Annotated in this window: 16 protein-coding genes; 5 read left to right on the forward strand and 11 right to left on the reverse strand. The window is 60.1% G+C overall.

What is annotated here, in order from left to right:
* Positions 1 to 414: 414 nt before the first annotated feature.
* Together ACI0FG_RS12330 and ACI0FG_RS12335 are read left to right on the forward strand one after the other, a co-directional pair.
* A complete protein-coding gene (locus ACI0FG_RS12330) occupies positions 415 to 1,629 on the forward strand; it encodes an MFS transporter (protein WP_419785301.1) in 1,215 nt (404 codons plus the stop codon).
* Complete coding sequence (locus ACI0FG_RS12335) at positions 1,626 to 2,228, forward strand: TetR/AcrR family transcriptional regulator (protein WP_419785302.1); 603 nt, start codon at positions 1,626 to 1,628, stop codon at positions 2,226 to 2,228. The genes ACI0FG_RS12330 and ACI0FG_RS12335 overlap by 4 nt, the downstream gene beginning before the upstream one ends.
* Positions 2,229 to 2,236: 8 nt before the next feature.
* Here ACI0FG_RS12335 and ACI0FG_RS12340 read toward each other — a convergent pair whose 3' ends face one another.
* On the reverse strand, positions 2,237 to 3,229 hold the full coding sequence (locus ACI0FG_RS12340) for a glycosyltransferase family protein (protein WP_419785303.1): 993 nt from the start codon (positions 3,227 to 3,229) through the stop codon (positions 2,237 to 2,239).
* 200 nt (positions 3,230 to 3,429) lie between these two features.
* On the opposite strand from ACI0FG_RS12340, the gene ACI0FG_RS12345 reads away from it, so the two are divergent.
* On the forward strand, positions 3,430 to 4,623 hold the full coding sequence (locus ACI0FG_RS12345; protein WP_419785304.1) for a radical SAM/SPASM domain-containing protein: 1,194 nt from the start codon (positions 3,430 to 3,432) through the stop codon (positions 4,621 to 4,623).
* Positions 4,624 to 4,669: 46 nt separating this feature from the next.
* Here ACI0FG_RS12345 and ACI0FG_RS12350 read toward each other — a convergent pair whose 3' ends face one another.
* The 3 genes from ACI0FG_RS12350 to ACI0FG_RS12360 all read right to left on the reverse strand — a co-directional run bounded on the left by ACI0FG_RS12350 (position 4,670) and on the right by ACI0FG_RS12360 (position 6,842).
* Complete coding sequence (locus ACI0FG_RS12350; protein WP_419785305.1) at positions 4,670 to 5,287, reverse strand: 3'-5' exonuclease; 618 nt, start codon at positions 5,285 to 5,287, stop codon at positions 4,670 to 4,672.
* A 128-nt stretch (positions 5,288 to 5,415) separates the two neighbouring features.
* A complete protein-coding gene (locus ACI0FG_RS12355; protein ID WP_419785306.1) occupies positions 5,416 to 6,078 on the reverse strand; it encodes a tetratricopeptide repeat protein in 663 nt (220 codons plus the stop codon).
* A gap of 17 nt (positions 6,079 to 6,095) precedes the next feature.
* Positions 6,096 to 6,842, reverse strand: a complete 747-nt coding sequence (locus tag ACI0FG_RS12360; RefSeq protein WP_419785307.1) for a hypothetical protein — start codon at positions 6,840 to 6,842, stop codon at positions 6,096 to 6,098.
* Positions 6,843 to 6,955: 113 nt separating this feature from the next.
* Here ACI0FG_RS12360 and lgt point away from each other — a divergent pair, with 113 nt between their 5' ends.
* Positions 6,956 to 7,753 carry a prolipoprotein diacylglyceryl transferase gene (lgt, locus tag ACI0FG_RS12365; protein WP_419785308.1) on the forward strand — a complete coding sequence of 266 codons (798 nt, stop codon included), beginning with the start codon at positions 6,956 to 6,958 and terminating at the stop codon, positions 7,751 to 7,753.
* Between the two features lie 209 nt (positions 7,754 to 7,962).
* On the forward strand, positions 7,963 to 8,538 hold the full coding sequence (locus ACI0FG_RS12370) for a hypothetical protein (protein ID WP_419785309.1): 576 nt from the start codon (positions 7,963 to 7,965) through the stop codon (positions 8,536 to 8,538).
* Positions 8,539 to 8,597: 59 nt separating this feature from the next.
* Here ACI0FG_RS12370 and dxs read toward each other — a convergent pair whose 3' ends face one another.
* The 7 genes from dxs to ACI0FG_RS12405 all read right to left on the reverse strand — a co-directional run bounded on the left by dxs (position 8,598) and on the right by ACI0FG_RS12405 (position 16,503).
* Positions 8,598 to 10,493: a 1-deoxy-D-xylulose-5-phosphate synthase gene (gene dxs / locus ACI0FG_RS12375; protein ID WP_419785310.1), complete on the reverse strand. Its 1,896-nt coding sequence runs from the start codon at positions 10,491 to 10,493 to the stop codon at positions 8,598 to 8,600.
* A gap of 21 nt (positions 10,494 to 10,514) precedes the next feature.
* A complete protein-coding gene (locus ACI0FG_RS12380) occupies positions 10,515 to 11,408 on the reverse strand; it encodes a polyprenyl synthetase family protein (protein WP_419785311.1) in 894 nt (297 codons plus the stop codon).
* The gene (gene xseB, locus ACI0FG_RS12385; protein ID WP_419785312.1) at positions 11,398 to 11,640 is read right to left on the reverse strand and encodes an exodeoxyribonuclease VII small subunit; all 243 of its coding nucleotides are present in this window, start codon (positions 11,638 to 11,640) and stop codon (positions 11,398 to 11,400) included. The genes ACI0FG_RS12380 and xseB overlap by 11 nt, the downstream gene beginning before the upstream one ends.
* 32 nt (positions 11,641 to 11,672) lie before the next feature.
* Positions 11,673 to 12,587: a M23 family metallopeptidase gene (locus ACI0FG_RS12390; protein WP_419785313.1), complete on the reverse strand. Its 915-nt coding sequence runs from the start codon at positions 12,585 to 12,587 to the stop codon at positions 11,673 to 11,675.
* Positions 12,588 to 12,599: 12 nt separating this feature from the next.
* On the reverse strand, positions 12,600 to 13,595 hold the full coding sequence (locus ACI0FG_RS12395) for a M23 family metallopeptidase (RefSeq protein WP_419785314.1): 996 nt from the start codon (positions 13,593 to 13,595) through the stop codon (positions 12,600 to 12,602).
* Entirely contained in the window at positions 13,592 to 15,091 is a 1,500-nt protein-coding gene (gene xseA / locus ACI0FG_RS12400) for an exodeoxyribonuclease VII large subunit (protein ID WP_419785315.1), read from the reverse strand. The genes ACI0FG_RS12395 and xseA overlap by 4 nt, the downstream gene beginning before the upstream one ends.
* 176 nt (positions 15,092 to 15,267) lie before the next feature.
* Positions 15,268 to 16,503 carry an NAD(P)-dependent oxidoreductase gene (locus tag ACI0FG_RS12405; RefSeq protein WP_419785316.1) on the reverse strand — a complete coding sequence of 412 codons (1,236 nt, stop codon included), beginning with the start codon at positions 16,501 to 16,503 and terminating at the stop codon, positions 15,268 to 15,270.
* Positions 16,504 to 16,682 lie beyond the last annotated feature (179 nt).

The following is a 16,682-nucleotide window of genomic DNA, read 5'->3' on the forward strand; positions in this document are numbered from 1 at the left end:
TTCGCGGTCTGAATAATCGGTTGTATGCCGGGGATCAGTTAGTCGGAATAAGCAGGCCACTGCAACAGTAACCATCTGGTCCGGGTCAGGCGGCCACGCCGTCTCTACATTCCTCTAAGAACGACCGGAATGAGAATGTCACCCTCCCTAGCAAGCCAAAGGCGGACAAACACACAAGCTCCGACGTCAGGCACGACTTCCATTCCCTCACCTCCCACCGCCCGGCTGCATTATCTCCACCGCCCTCGCTAAAACGTCATCGCGTTCGTCAAAGAAACTTTTGTCAATTTGTTCTTGACCGCGCAGCACTTCATAATTACGAAACTGAACGTTCAGTTTTTATACGACCGGAAGCGGGAACCAACCGAGTCTCCGCTCCGGCAGACTGCGAGAGAATCGCATAAGAGGAATTCAATGCCTTCAACCAACCAAGCCAATAAGCCTGAAAAAGGCTTTAACTCAGCGCTCATGCTGCCTCTTTTCACCCTGTCCATCGCCGCGCTGGTGAGTAATCTGTATTACGCCCAGCCCCTGGTCGCCTCCATCGCCCCGGACATCGGGGTATCGGCAGGGCTCGCCGGTTCCGTGGCCAGCATTACCCAAATCGGATACGGACTGGGACTGTTCTTTCTGCTTTCCCTGGCGGATCAGGTGGAAAACCGACTGTTGGTCCTGCTTTGTCTGACAGGAACAATCGCCGGACTCTTCGGCGTGGCTCTGGCACACTCGGCAGAGGTATTCTTCCTGTCATCCTTCATTATCGGCCTCTGCTCCACCGTGGGACAAGTCCTGATGCTGACCATCGCCCACATCACCCCACTTGAACGGCGCGGAAGAGTGGTGGGATGCGTCATGGCCGGACTGCTGGGCGGCATTATGCTCGCCCGCTCATTTTCGCTTTTCGTTGCCGGATACTTTGGCTGGCGTGGCATATTCTACGCTTCCGGCACGCTGCTGTTTTGCCTGGGCGTAGCGCTGGCGTTTGTCATGCCCCGCAACAAGCCGCAAGGAGGCATGCACTACGGCCGTATTCTCACCTCCATGCTCCGGTTGCTGATACAACTGCCCGCCGTACGCCGCCGCGCAATCTACCAGGGGCTGTTGTTCTGCATTTTCAATATATTCTGGACCTCGATCCCCCTGCTGCTGGCGGACCGGTTCGGCATGGGGTCCTATCAAATAGGTCTTTTTGCGCTGGCCGGGGCCGGAAGCGTGGTGGCCGCACCCTGGGCGGGCCGTCAGGCCGACAAAGGGCGAACCACCACAACATCGCTGTGGGCCATAAGTATAGTGGCTGCCGTCCTGGCGTTCTCCGGCATCGCCGCAGCCCTGGCCACGGTATCAGGCCTGCTGGCGTGCACTATTTTGCTTGACGCAGGCGTGCAGACCAACCAAATTCTAAGCCAGCGCATCGTGTTTTCCGTACCCACCGCCATAGGTGGGCGGGCCAATGGGATCTATATGACCATCATGTTCGCGGGCGGTGCGTTGGGTTCGGTGCTGGGAACCCTGCTCTATCACTGGCAAGGTTGGACCGCCGTTGCCGGAGGCGGTACCACCCTGGGTCTGTTGGCACTGATGCTGTTTCAACTGGAACCAAAATCCGGCAAGGAGGACGCTGTTTCGTGACCCAAAGCAAAGCCGAGTGTAGCCAAAGAAGTCCCGGGAGACCGCGCAGCAAGCAATCGCGCGAGGCCATCATCCAGGCTACACTGGACTTGCTGGAGGAACAATCCCTCGGCGAAATAAGCATCGAGGCCATTGCCCGCCGCGCCAAGGTGGGCAAGGCCACCATCTATAAATGGTGGCAAAGCAAGGCCCATCTGGTCCTGGAAGTCTTTTTGGAAAGCAAATACCGAAACGCGCCTATCCCGAACACGGGCTCAACGAAGCAGGATCTTCTGAAGCACATAAACGCACTGACGCATTTCCACCAAACCCGCCCCGGCCAGGCCTTGGTCCACTTCCTGGCCGAAGGCCAGACCGACCCGGACTTCCAAAAGGATTTATGGGACCGATTTCTCACGATACGCCGAAAAGCCATGTCCGAGATGCTGGCCCGGGGCGTAAAACGCGGCGAATTGCGCGACGACATAGACATCGATCTGATGATCGACCTCATCTACGCTCCCATGATCTACCGGCAGATGATCGGCTTCGACCCCATGGATGAACGCACGGTGAGCAGCTATGTCACCAGCCTGATGGAAGGTCTTGGCACCCGTTGACCGGCTCCCTAGCTGATGGCGGCACGAAGATAGCGTCTGGCGAGGTCGCAGTCTCCCAGGGCCTCGGCCCAATGCAGATACACAAGCTTCAGATAGTGGGCATGCAACGAATCGGCGACGCCGAGCCGCCTGCCCACTTCGGCGGAACCGAGAGCGTCCAGCGCATCCAGGAGGACCGCAGCTCTGTGCTCCGGCCTATGACGGGCATTGACCTCGGCGTAACCGGCGTCGGCAAGGGCCTCACGCCGGGACTCGTCGGCCAGTAGCAGGCAGAGTGTTTCCACCAATCCGTCCATGTCGTCGGGATCGTAAGTGACAAGGTGCTCGCCATCCCGGAACAGTTTGTCCAGGCCGTGCCCGACCCTCGGCGTGACCAGACAGGAACGCGTTGCCAGAGCCTCGAAAACCCGAAAGTTGAGATCGCCGTGTTCGGCATAGTTCAAAACCACACGGGCTTGCGGAAACAATTCGGCAAAATCGCCAGCCCGGACTTCCAGGTTGGGCAGGCGCGCGCCCAGCTCCCGGAGGAAGGCATACCGCTTCGGCGTTGTTTCCGCGTCCACGTTGCCAGCAAAGAGCACGTCCCATTTCCTGGGCACGGGGTTCTCCGGCGGATGTTCGTCCCGGAGCGGGTATGGCGGAAGCCAGACGACATGGTCATGATCCAACCTGCGACGGAAAAGCGGCAGATGATCGCGCAGGCTCACCAGCGCAAGGTCGAATCCCTGCGCATACAGGGGCAGCCAGGAATGGATATGTGAATCCACGGCGTAAATGGCCGTCGGACAAGGGAAGCGCTCCACTCCGAGCAGCGGCGGCGGCATGGAGCGGTCGGTATACAATACATAGTCCGGCTCGCGGCCGCACCGGGCAACAATGTCATCCCAGGTGAACACGGCGGGTTCGGTCAGGGGAATATATTCGACCTCGAAGCCACGCTCCTGCGCAAAACGGCGGCTGAAATATATCCCGCCAATCCAGGCGATCAGTCCTGCTGACAATTTCCCCTCCTTTCCATGCGGACATGCTGGCTATTTCACATACACTGAAACCACCCAGCGCGAAACCCCCGCAAGGGCCGTGTGGCGCATCCATGGCAAGGAGGGATATATTTTCCGATGGTACATAATTTGCTTTATGGTACCGATAAGACGGAAAAGATGCGCCGATAGTCAATTTTATGAACAAAGGGAGCTTCCCCATGAGCCAACTGGTCAGAGCGGAACATTTCGCCACGGCACGCAACATCAACAGACAGATCAACGAAAGCGAGCACCTGAACAACCTGCCTGTGGCGAACTCTCGCCCACTGTACATGGGGCTCGACATTTCCAATGTCTGCAATGTGAACTGCATATTCTGCCTGGCGCATCAAAACCGCAAGCGGGCGTCGGATCCCGGCGCGTTCCGCACTCCGGACCTGATGGATCATTTCGAACCGATCCTTCCCTTTGTAAGCCATGCAACGCTGTCGTCCTACGAGGCATTGCTCAACCCTTGGCTGGACCAGTTCATTGCGCGACTGAGAAGGCACTACACCCCCTTTCAGCTGTTTTCCAACGGCAAGGGGCTGACGCCGGAACTTTCCGAATTCCTGCTCGCCAACGGCCTGACATCCCTGTGGTGCTCATTCCACGGCGCGGAACGCAAAACATACGACTCCATCATGAAGGGCTCGGACTACGAACAGGTCCTGGCCAACCTCATGCACATGAAGCATTTCAGCCGCAAACATAATCTCAATTTCGAACTGACGCTGGTCTTCTGCGCCATGCGAAGGAATATCGAGGAACTGCCGCGCTACATGGCCCTGGCCCATCGGGTGGGTGCCAAAAACATCCAGATCAATTATCTGCTGGTGACCAAGGAAGGCACCGGCCTGGAACACGAGGCGATGTGCTTTCACCCCGAACTCTACGACAGCATGGTCATAGAGGCCAAACGGCTGGGTGCGCGATTCGGCATCCGCGTCGGCCACCAGCGCCTCTTTTCCGAAGGCCTGAAATCCGATTCAGGCCCGTGCTATCAGCCCTGGACGCACATGAACATCAGCCAGCAGGGTGCCGTAACGGTATGCTGCGGCGGTTGCGGGATCATGGGTAATCTTTTCGAGTCCGGTTTTCAACAGGTCTGGAACTCAAAGCGGCTCCAGGAATTCAGGGCACGCGTCAACTCCGACAATCCGCCGAATGAATGCCGCAACTGCTCGCGCGGCAGGGAAAACCCCTGGGATATCAAGAACCACATCACCTACCTGAAGGGATGCAGCGAGGAAAAACGGCAGTCTGTCATTGAGGAACTGACTCGATCAGCGCCGCCTTCGGTGCACGCGGAGACGCTGGCCCATCTTGCCGTCGCCCCGACGGTGCCTTCAAACTGCTGTACCACGATCTAAGCGCAGGGACAGGACAAGACGGCCACTCCGTCTGCATTGCGGAAGGTTAGGAGCCGGTCAGTCCGAGGCTTTCGAAGGCAAGGTAGAGTTCGCGGCTCAGCCAGGCATCGGTGGCCGCATAGGTGATCTGCTGGGGAGAGAGTTTGTCCTTGGCCCAGTTGGAACACTGGGAGGACTTGGAGATGCGGAATCCGAGCAGGTTGGCAGCCAGATTGCGCAGGCCGTGGGTCTGCATGTTGGCCCCGGCCGAAATATCCGAGAGATCAATGAATCCCGCAGGGGTGAATTCGGCCAGCCGCTGGAGGCCGATCACGTCGTCGCGCACGGCCACGCCGGTCTTTATCACGCTGCCGTCGGCCATCAGATCGCACAACCCGTTGCACATGGGCAGCACTCCAATCTGAAACACATACGCCTTTTCGGCCGTAGCAAGCTGGACCAGAGAAGGCGGACCGGGTTTTTTCCCTTTCCGAAACACTGGCCGGGTCTCGGTATCAAAGCCGAGCAGCGTCTCCCCTTCCATTTCCCGCAGGGCCTGGGTGCGCTGCTTGTCGGTACGGACAACGGAGACAGGCCCCTCGTAGCGGCGAAGAGGCATGGCGTTGATCTCATCCTTGGAGATGGCGCGTAGGTACTGTTCCGGTATGTCGGTGACGATTGTCATGAATTCAATGCGTAGCTTTAGGGCATCATGCCCAGTCGGGTGCTGATGGTTGTCTTTTTTTACCTGTTTCGTCAAGTCCCGGTTGCCAAAGAACCGGCGGAAACCCCAAAAAGGGACGTTCGTCGCTGCTACCAGTTGTTATAATACATGTCGTGCTCGCACGGCTTGCGGTTGTTCCGCCACCAGAAGGGGCCGCTGCACAGCTCGGAAGGATTGTCGGCCCTTGGCCCCACAAAAATGACGTTATTATGGAATTGCCGGGACAGAGCATCCTCAAGCGGAGTGATGACCTTTTCCAACGAGGCGGAATCCGTTTCCAGATCAGTAATCTGCCGCTGCACCTCGCTCGAAAGGATGGACTGCGACGGATTGGACCGGATGTATGCCTTCAGGGACTCCACGGTTTTCGCCTTGTCCCCCTGCCGAGCCTGCGCCAGGGCGCTGTAGATGTACGCCTCCCAGATGGAGTCGTCCTTGTCCGTGGCACGCTGCATGGCGGCAAGCGACTGCTCGTAGCGCCCCGCATAGTAAGAGGAAATCCCCGCCATGGTCAGGTTGGAAGGAAACAGAGCGGTCCGGCTCGGCGGATTTTCCGCCAGAGCCTGCCCGAACGCATCGGCGGCCTCCACGAAATAGGGCTTTGCCTTCTCCGGACGTTTGAACATGAAAGCGGACCACGCCCGTTCGAAATTGCTTTTGCCCGTTCGCACGTTGCGCCAGGCATGGGCATCGGGAGTGGATACAACGGCGACGAACAGAACTGCCGCGAAAAAGATGAATAGTTTGCGCATATGAATCTCGCTGTATGTTAAGGCATATAGGCGCGTCCGACTCGGAATACGTCATCATAGGAAAATTTTTCACGAATCGCCAGTGCCATATCAAGTGCCATGTCCATCTTGCGCCCGGTTTCCACAATGGTCCGGTCCCGGATATCCGCCATGTGATGGGCCAAAAAGTCAGCCTCGAAATTGTCGATGGCAAGCGAAATGCCCTCAGCAAAAAAATGTGATCCAAGGTGGGGCATGAACCGATCCAGGGACTGCTTGGACTCCCGGCGCGAATACATGACGTAGAACAGCAGCTTGACCAGCAGTCGGTCCTCTTGGAGCTTGTGGTCCACACCAAGCAGAATATCCAAATCCACCCCCTTGGGCTTGATCGCGTCGAACATGGCCGTGGCCATGTCAAAGGCCTTGCGCTCGGTCATGAGCGGCGAGGCGAATTTGGAATCCATCCGCACCAGCGTAACGCGCGGATTCTCGCCCGAGGCGATGGCGTACACGGCCAGCCGCATGAGGTCGATCTTCCGCTCGTAGTCTTCCAGCAGGATATCCCGCTTTACCTGGACCAGCCTGCGGATCGTCTCCTTTTTCAGGGAGGAGAAGGCCGATTCCAGGAGATAGAGGATGAACGGCTCATCCGTATGCGCGATCTCCTCGTCGATGATCAGACGCCCCTTGCGTGAATCCAGGATCTTCTTCACCGACAACCAATAGGCGCACAACCCCTCGAAGGGCATTTCCAGAATATCGAATTCCTGCGGCAGCTCCATGTCCCAGTCCCGGGGTTGACGTGGCAGATAAAAAGGCACAACTTGTGGCCGAGTCACAGCTTACCCTAATTTTTACAGAAAACAAATACGCCCGACAGGCCCGGAGCCCGCCGATGCTTCTCTACCCACGTTTCGATCCAATCATGTTTTCCATAGGTCCGCTACACTTCCGCTGGTACGGAATGATGTACGTTTTCGGCGTGGTATCGGGCTGGCTGCTGGGGCGCAGCCGGGCGCGCAAGTCCTGGTCCGTGGTAACCCCGGGGCAGTTTGACGACTACATCACCTGGGCCGTCATCGGCGTGGTACTGGGCGGACGCATCGGCTACGTGCTCTTCTACAACCTGTCGTATTACATTGCGAATCCGCTAGATGTCTTTGCCGTATGGCAAGGGGGCATGTCGTTCCACGGCGGCCTCATCGGCGTCATCCTCATGAGCTGGTTCTTTGCCCGACGCCAGGGTCTCAGCCTGATGCAGATCACCGACTTTGTCGCTCCGCTGGTGCCGCCGGGCCTGTTCTTCGGCCGCATCGGCAATTTCATCAACTCCGAGCTGTGGGGCCGCCGCACCCATGTGGACTGGGCCATGGTCTTTCCCGGCTCCGACGGTCTGCCCCGCCACCCCTCGCAGCTCTACGAAGCCGGGCTGGAAGGCGTGGCCCTCTTCCTCATCCTCTGGTTCTACTCCCGCAAACAACGCCCCACCGGGAGTGTGAGCGGCCTGTTCCTCATTGCCTACGGTATCTTCCGCTTTCTCATCGAGTTCACCCGCGAGCCGGACGCCCAGCTTGGTTTCGTAGCCCTGCACTGGATGTCCATGGGACAGGTGCTGTGCATCCCCATGCTCGCCCTGGGCATCTATTTGATGTTGCGAGGCAAACGCCAATCAGGTATCGAGACGAATGCCTAGATTCCATTACATGAACACCCCTCCCCCGCCGCACTTCGCCTAGGCGATTTCCGGTCGATCAAGGAACGACACCGGTCCGGCACCATTGCCGTGACCGCGCTCTATGCTGGGGTCGCCACTCCATTCACGTATTTTGCTGCCGGACGCCATTCCTGTCCGGCCGGTGCGGCATACCGCATACAACCTCACTTCCCTCGGGAGGGAACGTTATGGTTACCTTTCTGCAAATCTGGGCAGGCTCCGCCTACCTCTTGAACAAGATACTCTTCTCGCTGGCCGAACGCAGCCAGGACAGCCAGACCTACCGCGTCCGACGCCTGTGGTGCTGGGGCGTTTTTCTGGCCGGTGTGCCCGCATGGGTCATCGTCTTTGCCTTCAAGCACAACTGGATCGCCACCGCCGTCGAGGCGGGCGGTGCTCCGGCCATGCTCGTGGGGCTGATCATCGCCCTACGCGGCCATGGCTCGGAACCCCGTTGGCTCGACTTGCTGGCCAAGTTCTCCGTTGTCTTCGGACTGGCGGCCAGCTTCTACGACTTCGGCGGGATCAACACGCTCAACCAGGTATTCGAGCTGCTCATCGCCGCCGGATTCCTGATAGGAACTTACCAGCTGGCCAAGGACCGGCCCCAAGGCTACTTCTGGTATGTCCTGGGCAACCTCAGCTGCGCGGCCCTGATGCTCATTCAGGGGTACTACATTCTCATGGCCCAACAGCTGGTGTCCCTCTTCTTTGTAGCGGACGCCTATCTGATGCGGCGCAAGAGATCGGCACAGATTCAATAGGACAAAAAAAGCCGCACAACGGGTCTCCGTTGTGCGGCCTTTCATTTCCGTAATTCAGGTTACTTGCAGAGTTTGCGCAGGGCGCGCTTGATGCCGTCCTTGTCTATGCCGAGCATGGCGCGCAGTTCCTTCTGGGCGCCGTGTTCCACAAAGACATCCGGGATGCCCATGCAGCGGATTTTCTTTCCACCCAGCAGATCTACATCGCTCAGGAACTCAAGCACGGCAGAGCCGAAACCTCCGGCCCGGGCGTTCTCTTCCACCACCAGAATCCGGTCGTGTTTGGTCACCAGCTGCTTGAGCTGTTTCTCCGGCAGCGGCTTGACGAATCTTGCGTTGAACACGGTAGCGTTTGGACCACCTGATTCCGCCAATTCCATGGCGGCCTCGATGGACGGATAGACGCGGGAACCGAGGGTGATGACCAGGACATCCTCGCCCTTGTGCACCACTTCGCCCCGGCCCAGGGCTATGGGCTGCGGGTTCGGGCTGACCTTGGCCCCGACGCCGGTACCGCGCGGATAGCGCACGGCGCATGGGCCGTCATGAGCAAAAGCGGTAGCCATCATCCGGGCCAGCTCCGCCTCGTCCTTGGGTGCCATGACCACGATATTCGGGATGTGGCGCAGATAGCTGAAGTCAAAAACGCCGTGGTGGGTCGCCCCGTCCTCGCCCACCAGACCGCAGCGGTCCAGGAAGAAATTGACGTTGAGATTTTGCAGGCAGACGTCGTGCACGATCTGGTCATAGGCACGCTGCAGAAAGGTGGAATAAATGGCCACGGCAGGCTTGTACCCGTCCACGGCCAGCCCGGCCGCGAAGGTTACGGCGTGCTGCTCGCAAATGCCCACATCCACGAAGCGGTCCGGGTGGGAGAGACGGAAACACTCCGTACCGGTACCCTCCGGCATGGCGGCGGTAATGGCCACGATGGTCTCGTCCTTGTCCGCCAGACGGCACAGGGTTTGACCAAATACATCGGTATAGCTGGGCAGCGAGGTACCGGAAAATTTGCGCGCCAGCCCGGTCTCGGGCACGAACTCACCCACGCCGTGAAAGTGCGTGGGATCGGACTCGGCCGGTTCATACCCCTTGCCCTTGGTAGTCATGACGTGGACCAGTACGGGCTTGTCGAGCTTGCTCACCTCTTTGAAGACCTTGGTCATCAGCGGCACGTTGTGGCCGTCGATGGGCCCCACGTAAGTAAAATGGAAGGCCTCGAACAGGATGCCGGGGGTGAAGAAGGATTTGACAGAATCGCCGTACCGCTTGGCATATCCAGCCAGATCGTCACCGATCTTGGGGATGGTTGCGAGCAGTCCTTCCACATCGCTTTTGAGGCGCTGCAAAAACGGCGTGGTCATCTTGCGGCTCAGGAACTGGGAGAGCGCACCCACATTGCGCGAGATGGACATCTCGTTGTCGTTGAGCACCACCACCATCTTACGGCCCAGGTCTCCGGCCTGATTCAACCCCTCGAAGGCGAGCCCGGCGGTCAACGAACCGTCGCCGATGACGGCCACAACCTCGTGGTCCTCGCCCTTCAGGTCCCGCGCCATGGCCATGCCCAGCGCTGCGGAGATGGAGGTGGAGGAGTGACCGACACCGAAATGATCGTATGGGGATTCCGCCAAACGGGGAAACCCGCTCAGTCCGTCCTTCTGGCGCAGGGTATGGAAGCGATCCGCCCGACCGGTGAGCAGCTTGTGGGCATAGGCCTGATGGCCGACATCCCAGACAAGTTTATCCTCCTCGAGATCAAAGGCGCGGAACAGAGCCAGTGTCAGTTCGACAACCCCGAGTGACGGGGCGAGATGGCCGCCATGGGCAGCCACCTGACGTATGATGGTCCGCCGCAGATCGGCAGCCAGGGCCTCAACCTCTTCCGGGGTGAGCTTCTTGACATCTCCGGGCCGATGGATGCGAGGGAGAATGGTATTGGTCGTTTGGATCATAGGGCAGAAACTCTAAGTCAATCAACACACCCTGTCCACTATGTATCGGGCCAGCGCCGAAAGGAACTCCTTTTCCCTGCCGGAGTAGGAACTTAGCCGTCCTATTGCCGTATCGGCATGGTTCGAAGCCAACTCCTTGGAGCGGTCCAGCCCGACAAGGGCGGGATAGGTGGACTTGCCCTGGGCCTCGTCGCTGCCCGCAGGTTTGCCCAGCGTGGCGGTGTCGCCCACCACGTCCAGCACGTCGTCCACTATCTGAAAAGCCACGCCGACGCTGCGCCCGTATTCCCGCGCGTTTTCCACGTCCGCCTCGCCCGCGCCGGCCAGGATGGCCCCGCACTCGCAGGCGGCAGTGATCAGCGCACCGGTCTTCATGGCGTGCATGGCCCGCAGTTCGTCCAGCTCCACGCCGGTCCGGCCGGTAAATTCCATATCCACCACCTGTCCGCCGACCATGCCTCCGGCACCGGCCGCCGCAGCCAGCACGCTCACGGCCCGCAGCACCCGGTCCGCGGGCAACCCCTTGACCAACGATGCGTCGGTCATCAGCCCAAAAGCCTCGGTGAGCAGACCGTCTCCGGCCAGAATGGCCGTGGGTTCGTCGAACTGCTTGTGGTTGGAGGGGCGTCCCCGCCGCAGATCGTCGTCATCCATGGCGGGCAAATCATCATGAATAAGGGAATATGTATGGATCAGTTCCAGGCTGGCCGCAAAGGGCATGACCGCCTCGGCATCGCCACCCAACATCTCGGCCCAGGTCAGTACCAGCACCGGGCGGAGGCGTTTACCGCCCGCCAGCAGGGAATACTCCATGGCCGCGAGCAGCCGCTCCGGCGCGCCCTTGCCGCGCAGACAGTCGCCCAGATACGCTTCCACGTCCCGTCCCCGGGCCGCCAGCTTTTCCTTAACGTTCATCGTCATCCTCCGCGCCCAAAGACTCCAGGGCCTCGAACTCCTTGACCAGCCCGTCGGACACGATCTTGACCTCGTGCCGGGCCGTCTCCAGCTGCTTGGAACACGCCTGGGCCAGGGTCAGGCCTTCCTTGTACAGCTCCACTCCCTCTTCCAGGGGGAGATCGCCGCGCTCCAGCCGCTCGACAATGGCCTTGAGCCGTTCCAACCGCTCTTCAAAGGTCGCTTTCGCCATAGGGGTTCACCACTTGGGTTGATTGTTCATGGCTATTTATTACCACTTGATATCAAAGCGTTTTCATTAAATTCATTATCCAATGTGCCATCGAAGAACGGCAGCGGATCAACCACCTCGCCGAGGATGTACACACTGAGGTGCAGATGCGCGCCGGTCACCCGACCCGTGGCGCCGGAAAGGCCGATGACCTGCCCGGCCTCCACATGATCCCCTTCCTTTACCATCTGCTTGGAGAGGTGGCAGGACATGGAGATCAGCCCCTGTCCGTGATCTATGTAGACCGCGTTTCCGGCAAAATAAAGGGAATGGGTGAAAATGACCGTTCCGGGTGCCATGGCCCGGATGGGCGTTCCGGCATAGGCACGGAAATCCTGCCCGGTATGGCGGGATTTCACATTGCCGTTGAACACCCTGTACAGGCCGAACCGACTCAGCATCTTCCCCTTGACCGGCCGGGTAAAGGGCAGGCTCCAGTAACGAACGGGCGAGACCGTGGACAAGACGGCATGGACCAGTTTGCGTTCCTTCTGAATCCGGTCCAGGGACTTCTTGGGTGGCCGGACCATCTTCGGGGCAACGGTCAGGGTCTCGTGATCCCAGGCGGATTCCACCACTTCCACCGAATGGTCAAAGCGATAGGAACAGGCCCACAAATGGACATTCAGCGCAAGCGGATACGCGCCCAGTTTGCGGCGCACTCCAGTGCCGAGCAGGAACTCGGCCTCAAAGGCATCGCCGACGCGCACAGGCTTGACGTGCACGGTGCGGCCCATCCATTCCACGGACATATCATCGGCAGGGAAACGGGAGACGACGCGAACGACAAACGGTTTGCCCACCCCCACTTTGGCCGGGACGGACTGGTCGAGCCATTCCCCGGCCAGGGCCGGGCAAGCGAAGAGCAACAGCAGGAGACCGAGAGAGGCGGAACGGATGAATTGCAAAAGGAACTCCGATTAACGAACATGTAAGAGGGTGTCGGTATCGCTTTCAATAAGCGGCTGCGGATCGACCAGTTTGCCGAGTACGGCTACGGACAGATGCAGGTGGGGACCGGTGGCCCGGCCGGACTTGCCGGAGAGGGCGAAGACCTGGCCGCGCGCCACGTGGTCGCCCTCCTTCACCAAGATCTTTGAGAGATGGAAATACATGGAGACCACGCCGTTTCCGTGGTCGATATAAACGGAATTTCCCGCATAGTAGTGGCTGCCGGTGAGGATGACGATGCCGTCGGCCACGCTCTTGACCGGATTGCCCATGGGCGAGCTGAAGTCCAACCCCCGATGCGGGTTCTTGGGCTTGCCGTTGAGAATGCGCCGCAGCCCGTACAGGCTGGTGATCCGCCCGTCCACGGGGCGTTCCAGGGGCAGCCGCCACATCCGAACGGCCGAGTTCGTAGCCAGCGCCTTGTGCACGGCAGCCCGGTCCTCTTTTATGCGATCATAGACCTTGGTCGGCGGCGTGACCATTTTGGTCGGCAGGGTCAGTTCCTGCTTGGGGTAATCAACTCCGGTCAGTTGCACGGTACGGCGCAGGGTGTTCTCCTTGCCGTCTATGGAGGCGATGACAGAAAGGTCTTCCTTGCCCGGCTTGGCGCTCAGCACGTCGGTACCGAGCATGGCCAGGGCCACATGGCGGTTGTTCCACACCGATATGGACGGAACGACCACCTTGCCTTCCCAGTGAATGGCAACACTGTCCATGGGGCGGTCCGAGGTCAGACGAACGAGGAAAGGCTGTCCCACGCCGATGCGGGAAGGTGCGGCCAGCACCAGCGCCGTGCCGGACTCGGCCGGAGCCTGACCGGCCTTGGCCGCCTGTGCCTCGCCCGGCAGGCCGAGGGCGGCGCCATCCCCGTCTTGCAGCCCGAAATCCTGGGCCGTGCCGGAAACCGGCGTCAGGGGAAGGGTCAGGGCAGCGACCAGCATCACCAACAGCAACAACCGTTTCATCCTATCTCCTCGCTCTCGTTCTTTCCTTCCGTAACAACAGCGGCAACCCGGCCGCCACGCACTCGAATATCCAGTCCGTCTCCGGGCGAGACCTCTGACGGGTCCCGCAGGAACCCGCCGGTGCCGACGATACGCACCAGGGAATAGCCGCGTTCCAGCGGCCGCTCCGGGTCCAGGCCGCGCAAGGCCGTTTCGGTCACTTCCAGGCGCCGCTCCCGGGCTTCGGCCAACTGGTTCGCGCTCCCGTTCAGACGGCGCAGCAACCCGGCCGTCTCCCGCCCGGCCTCATCCACCGCGCGGGGACCAAAGGCGCGCGCCAGCCGCCGTGTCAGCCCGGCAACCTCCCGCGCCGCCACGTCCAGCCGGTGTGTACCGAAGGACCGGTCCAGCCGGTCCACACAGGATCGCACATCCAGCAGGCCGTTATAAAAAATATCGCGCCCGGCGTCATCCAGCCGGGAGAGCAGCCGCCCATAGGCGTCCTCCACCCGCTCCAGCCGCCGGACCGGGGAGAGCCAGGCCAACCCCTTGCGCAGATGCTCGAAGGCCGCGACCTTGCCGGACAACAGCCCGGCATAAGCCCTGTTCAGCGCGAGGTCCAGCACGTCCACGCGCTGGGCCAGGGTTTCGCGCCTAGGCCAGAGCTCCTGGGCCGCATGGCTCGGCGTGGCCGCACGGCGGTCCGCCACCAGATCGGCAATGGACACATCCGGCTCATGCCCTACTCCGCTGACCACGGGCAGACGCGCCCGAAAAATCGCATCGGCCACCGGTTCGGTATTGAACGCCCAAAGGTCCTCCAGGGAACCGCCGCCGCGAATCAGGACCGCCACCTCGGCCCATCCATCCTCATCCGCCTGATCCAGCGCGGCCGCGATGCGCTCCGGGGCCGCGTCACCCTGCACCAGCGTCGGATAGATGCGGATTTCCGCCCCGGTTCCGCGCGTCTGGGCCAGTCGGAGAAAATCGCGAATGGCCGCGCCCGATGGCGAGGTAATCACCGCCACCCGCGCCGGGTCCCGGGGCAGCTCCAGTTTGCGCTCCGTATCAAAATATCCCTTGCCAGCCAGCTTGCGCTTCAGGGCCTCGAAGGCCATGGCCAGCCCGCCCATGCCCTGGTCCTGCACCAGTTCGGCTACCAATTGATACTGGCCTCGCGGCTCGTAGACATTGAGCCGCCCGGCGCACAGCACTTCCTGACCATCCTCCAGGGCGGCCCCGGACAGGGCCGTCGCCCCGTCCATCTCCTCGACCTCGCCGGTCAGGGGATTGATCCGTTCTCCGTCCCGATCAACGGTCGCGGCAGAGGACTGCGCGGACTTGAACCAGACCACGGAGAGCGCGGCGTCACCATCGGTCAGTGTGAAATAGACATGGCCGCTGGCCGGTCGCGCCACGTTGGTCACCTGCCCCCGCACCCAGACAAAGGGGAACTCCGCCTCAAGCAGGTTCTTGACGGAGCGGGTCAGTTCGGAAACGGAAAAAATGGCGGACAAGTAGGGGCCTCCGGCGGTTGTTTTCGACCAGTCGGCGGATGGTACAACAGGGAATGCGGGGGTTCAACCGTAAAAGGAGAAGGAACGGCACGCCCCCGTCCACCAACCGAAGCAGACAAAAAACGGCTTGCGAGATACCCCGCAAGCCGTTTCTCAACTCGTCATGAACCGGCGGATCAGTCGTCCAGCCCTTTCACATAATCCACAATGGCCCGGGCGGACCGTTTGGAGAAGCTAACGGCCTCGGCCACGGTCTTTGCCCCGGTGACCACGTCGCCGGATGCGAACACGCCGGGACGGGTGGTGCGGCCATCCTCATCGGTGATGACCAGGCCGGTCCTGCCGACTTCCAGGCCGGAGAGATTGCTGCGCGGGGCCTGGCTTACGGCAATGAACACGGAGTCGACTTCGAACAGGGAGCGGGAGCCCTCTATGACCTCCACGCGCTTGCGCCCGTCCTCGCCCTCGACGATCCGGGTGTCTTCCACAATGACGCCCTCGTCGACGATTTCGACAGGGGCAGTATAAAAATGGAAGCGCACGCCGTCCATCTTGGCATACTCATATTCATATTTGGTGGCTGAAATGTCGTCCTCGCCCCGACGGTACAGGATAGAGACCTCCTGAGCGCCCTTGCGCAGGGCGGTGCGGGCCACATCCATGGCCACATTGCCCGCGCCGATGACGGCGACCTTGCGCCCCAGGGAATAGACGTTGGGATTTTTGAGGTAGTGGATGGCGTAGTGCACATGGCCCAGGGTCTCGCCCTTGAGTTTGAGCGATTTCGGATTCCACACCCCGGTGCCGATGAACACGGCCTTGTAGTCGTCACGGAAGAGATCGTCGATGCTGATGACCGGGCCGATGAGCGTGTTCGGCCGGATCTTGACGCCCAGGCCGAGCAGCTTTTCCTTGAGCTTTTCCAAAATGTCCTTGGGCAGACGAAAGTCCGGGATGCCATACTGGAGCACGCCGCCGATGCGATCTTTGGATTCAAACAAAGTGATGTCGAACCCTTGGCGTGCCAGGATGAAGGCAACGGTGATTCCGGCCGGGCCGGAGCCAATGATGGCGATGCGTTTTCCGTTGTTGCCGTTTACAGGACGTTCGGGCTGGAACTGCTCCAGATAGTAGCGAGAAATGTATTGCTCGATGTCGCTGATCTGTACCGGGGCGCTTTTTTTGCCCAGAATGCAATGGCCCTCGCAGAAATTTTCGTGCGGGCAGATCAAGGAACAGACCGCCGTCAGCGGGTTGTTCTCAAACAGCATGGCCCCAGCCTTCTGCATGTCACCGGCGAGCAACGCCTCGATCACCAGATTGGCCGGGGTCGATATCGGGCAGCCCTTGCTGCACATGGGCCGCTTGCACTGCAGGCAGCGCGCAGCCTCTTCAAGGATGTGCTTTCCCATTCCTTCCTCTTGGTTGAATTGTATCCCACCGCCAACGGACGGCCCGATTTCCTATCCCAGATGACCGCGACACGCAAATACGGACAGCGCATACTTGAGGGGTGTTACATCTTGTCTAAAATTCACGCTTGTTATATTCAGCTTGCATTAATTGTATAACCAGCTTGAAAACAAGGCTC

Origin of the sequence: Pseudodesulfovibrio sp. 7M6 (assembly GCF_050058625.1) — a bacterium.
GTDB classification, from domain to species: domain Bacteria; phylum Desulfobacterota; class Desulfovibrionia; order Desulfovibrionales; family Desulfovibrionaceae; genus Pseudodesulfovibrio; species Pseudodesulfovibrio salinus.

Coding starts and splice junctions, on each gene's coding strand:
- ACI0FG_RS12345 (WP_419785304.1), top strand. CDS start 3,430: ATGAGCCAACTGGTCAGAGCGGAACATTTCGCCACGGCACGCAACATC.
- ACI0FG_RS12395 (WP_419785314.1), bottom strand. CDS start 13,595: ATGAAACGGTTGTTGCTGTTGGTGATGCTGGTCGCTGCCCTGACCCTT.
- dxs (WP_419785310.1), bottom strand. CDS start 10,493: ATGATCCAAACGACCAATACCATTCTCCCTCGCATCCATCGGCCCGGA.
- ACI0FG_RS12360 (WP_419785307.1), bottom strand. CDS start 6,842: ATGGAGCTGCCGCAGGAATTCGATATTCTGGAAATGCCCTTCGAGGGG.
- ACI0FG_RS12330 (WP_419785301.1), top strand. CDS start 415: ATGCCTTCAACCAACCAAGCCAATAAGCCTGAAAAAGGCTTTAACTCA.
- ACI0FG_RS12405 (WP_419785316.1), bottom strand. CDS start 16,503: ATGGGAAAGCACATCCTTGAAGAGGCTGCGCGCTGCCTGCAGTGCAAG.
- ACI0FG_RS12380 (WP_419785311.1), bottom strand. CDS start 11,408: ATGAACGTTAAGGAAAAGCTGGCGGCCCGGGGACGGGACGTGGAAGCG.
- ACI0FG_RS12370 (WP_419785309.1), top strand. CDS start 7,963: ATGGTTACCTTTCTGCAAATCTGGGCAGGCTCCGCCTACCTCTTGAAC.
- ACI0FG_RS12350 (WP_419785305.1), bottom strand. CDS start 5,287: ATGACAATCGTCACCGACATACCGGAACAGTACCTACGCGCCATCTCC.
- ACI0FG_RS12355 (WP_419785306.1), bottom strand. CDS start 6,078: ATGCGCAAACTATTCATCTTTTTCGCGGCAGTTCTGTTCGTCGCCGTT.
- lgt (WP_419785308.1), top strand. CDS start 6,956: ATGCTTCTCTACCCACGTTTCGATCCAATCATGTTTTCCATAGGTCCG.
- xseB (WP_419785312.1), bottom strand. CDS start 11,640: ATGGCGAAAGCGACCTTTGAAGAGCGGTTGGAACGGCTCAAGGCCATT.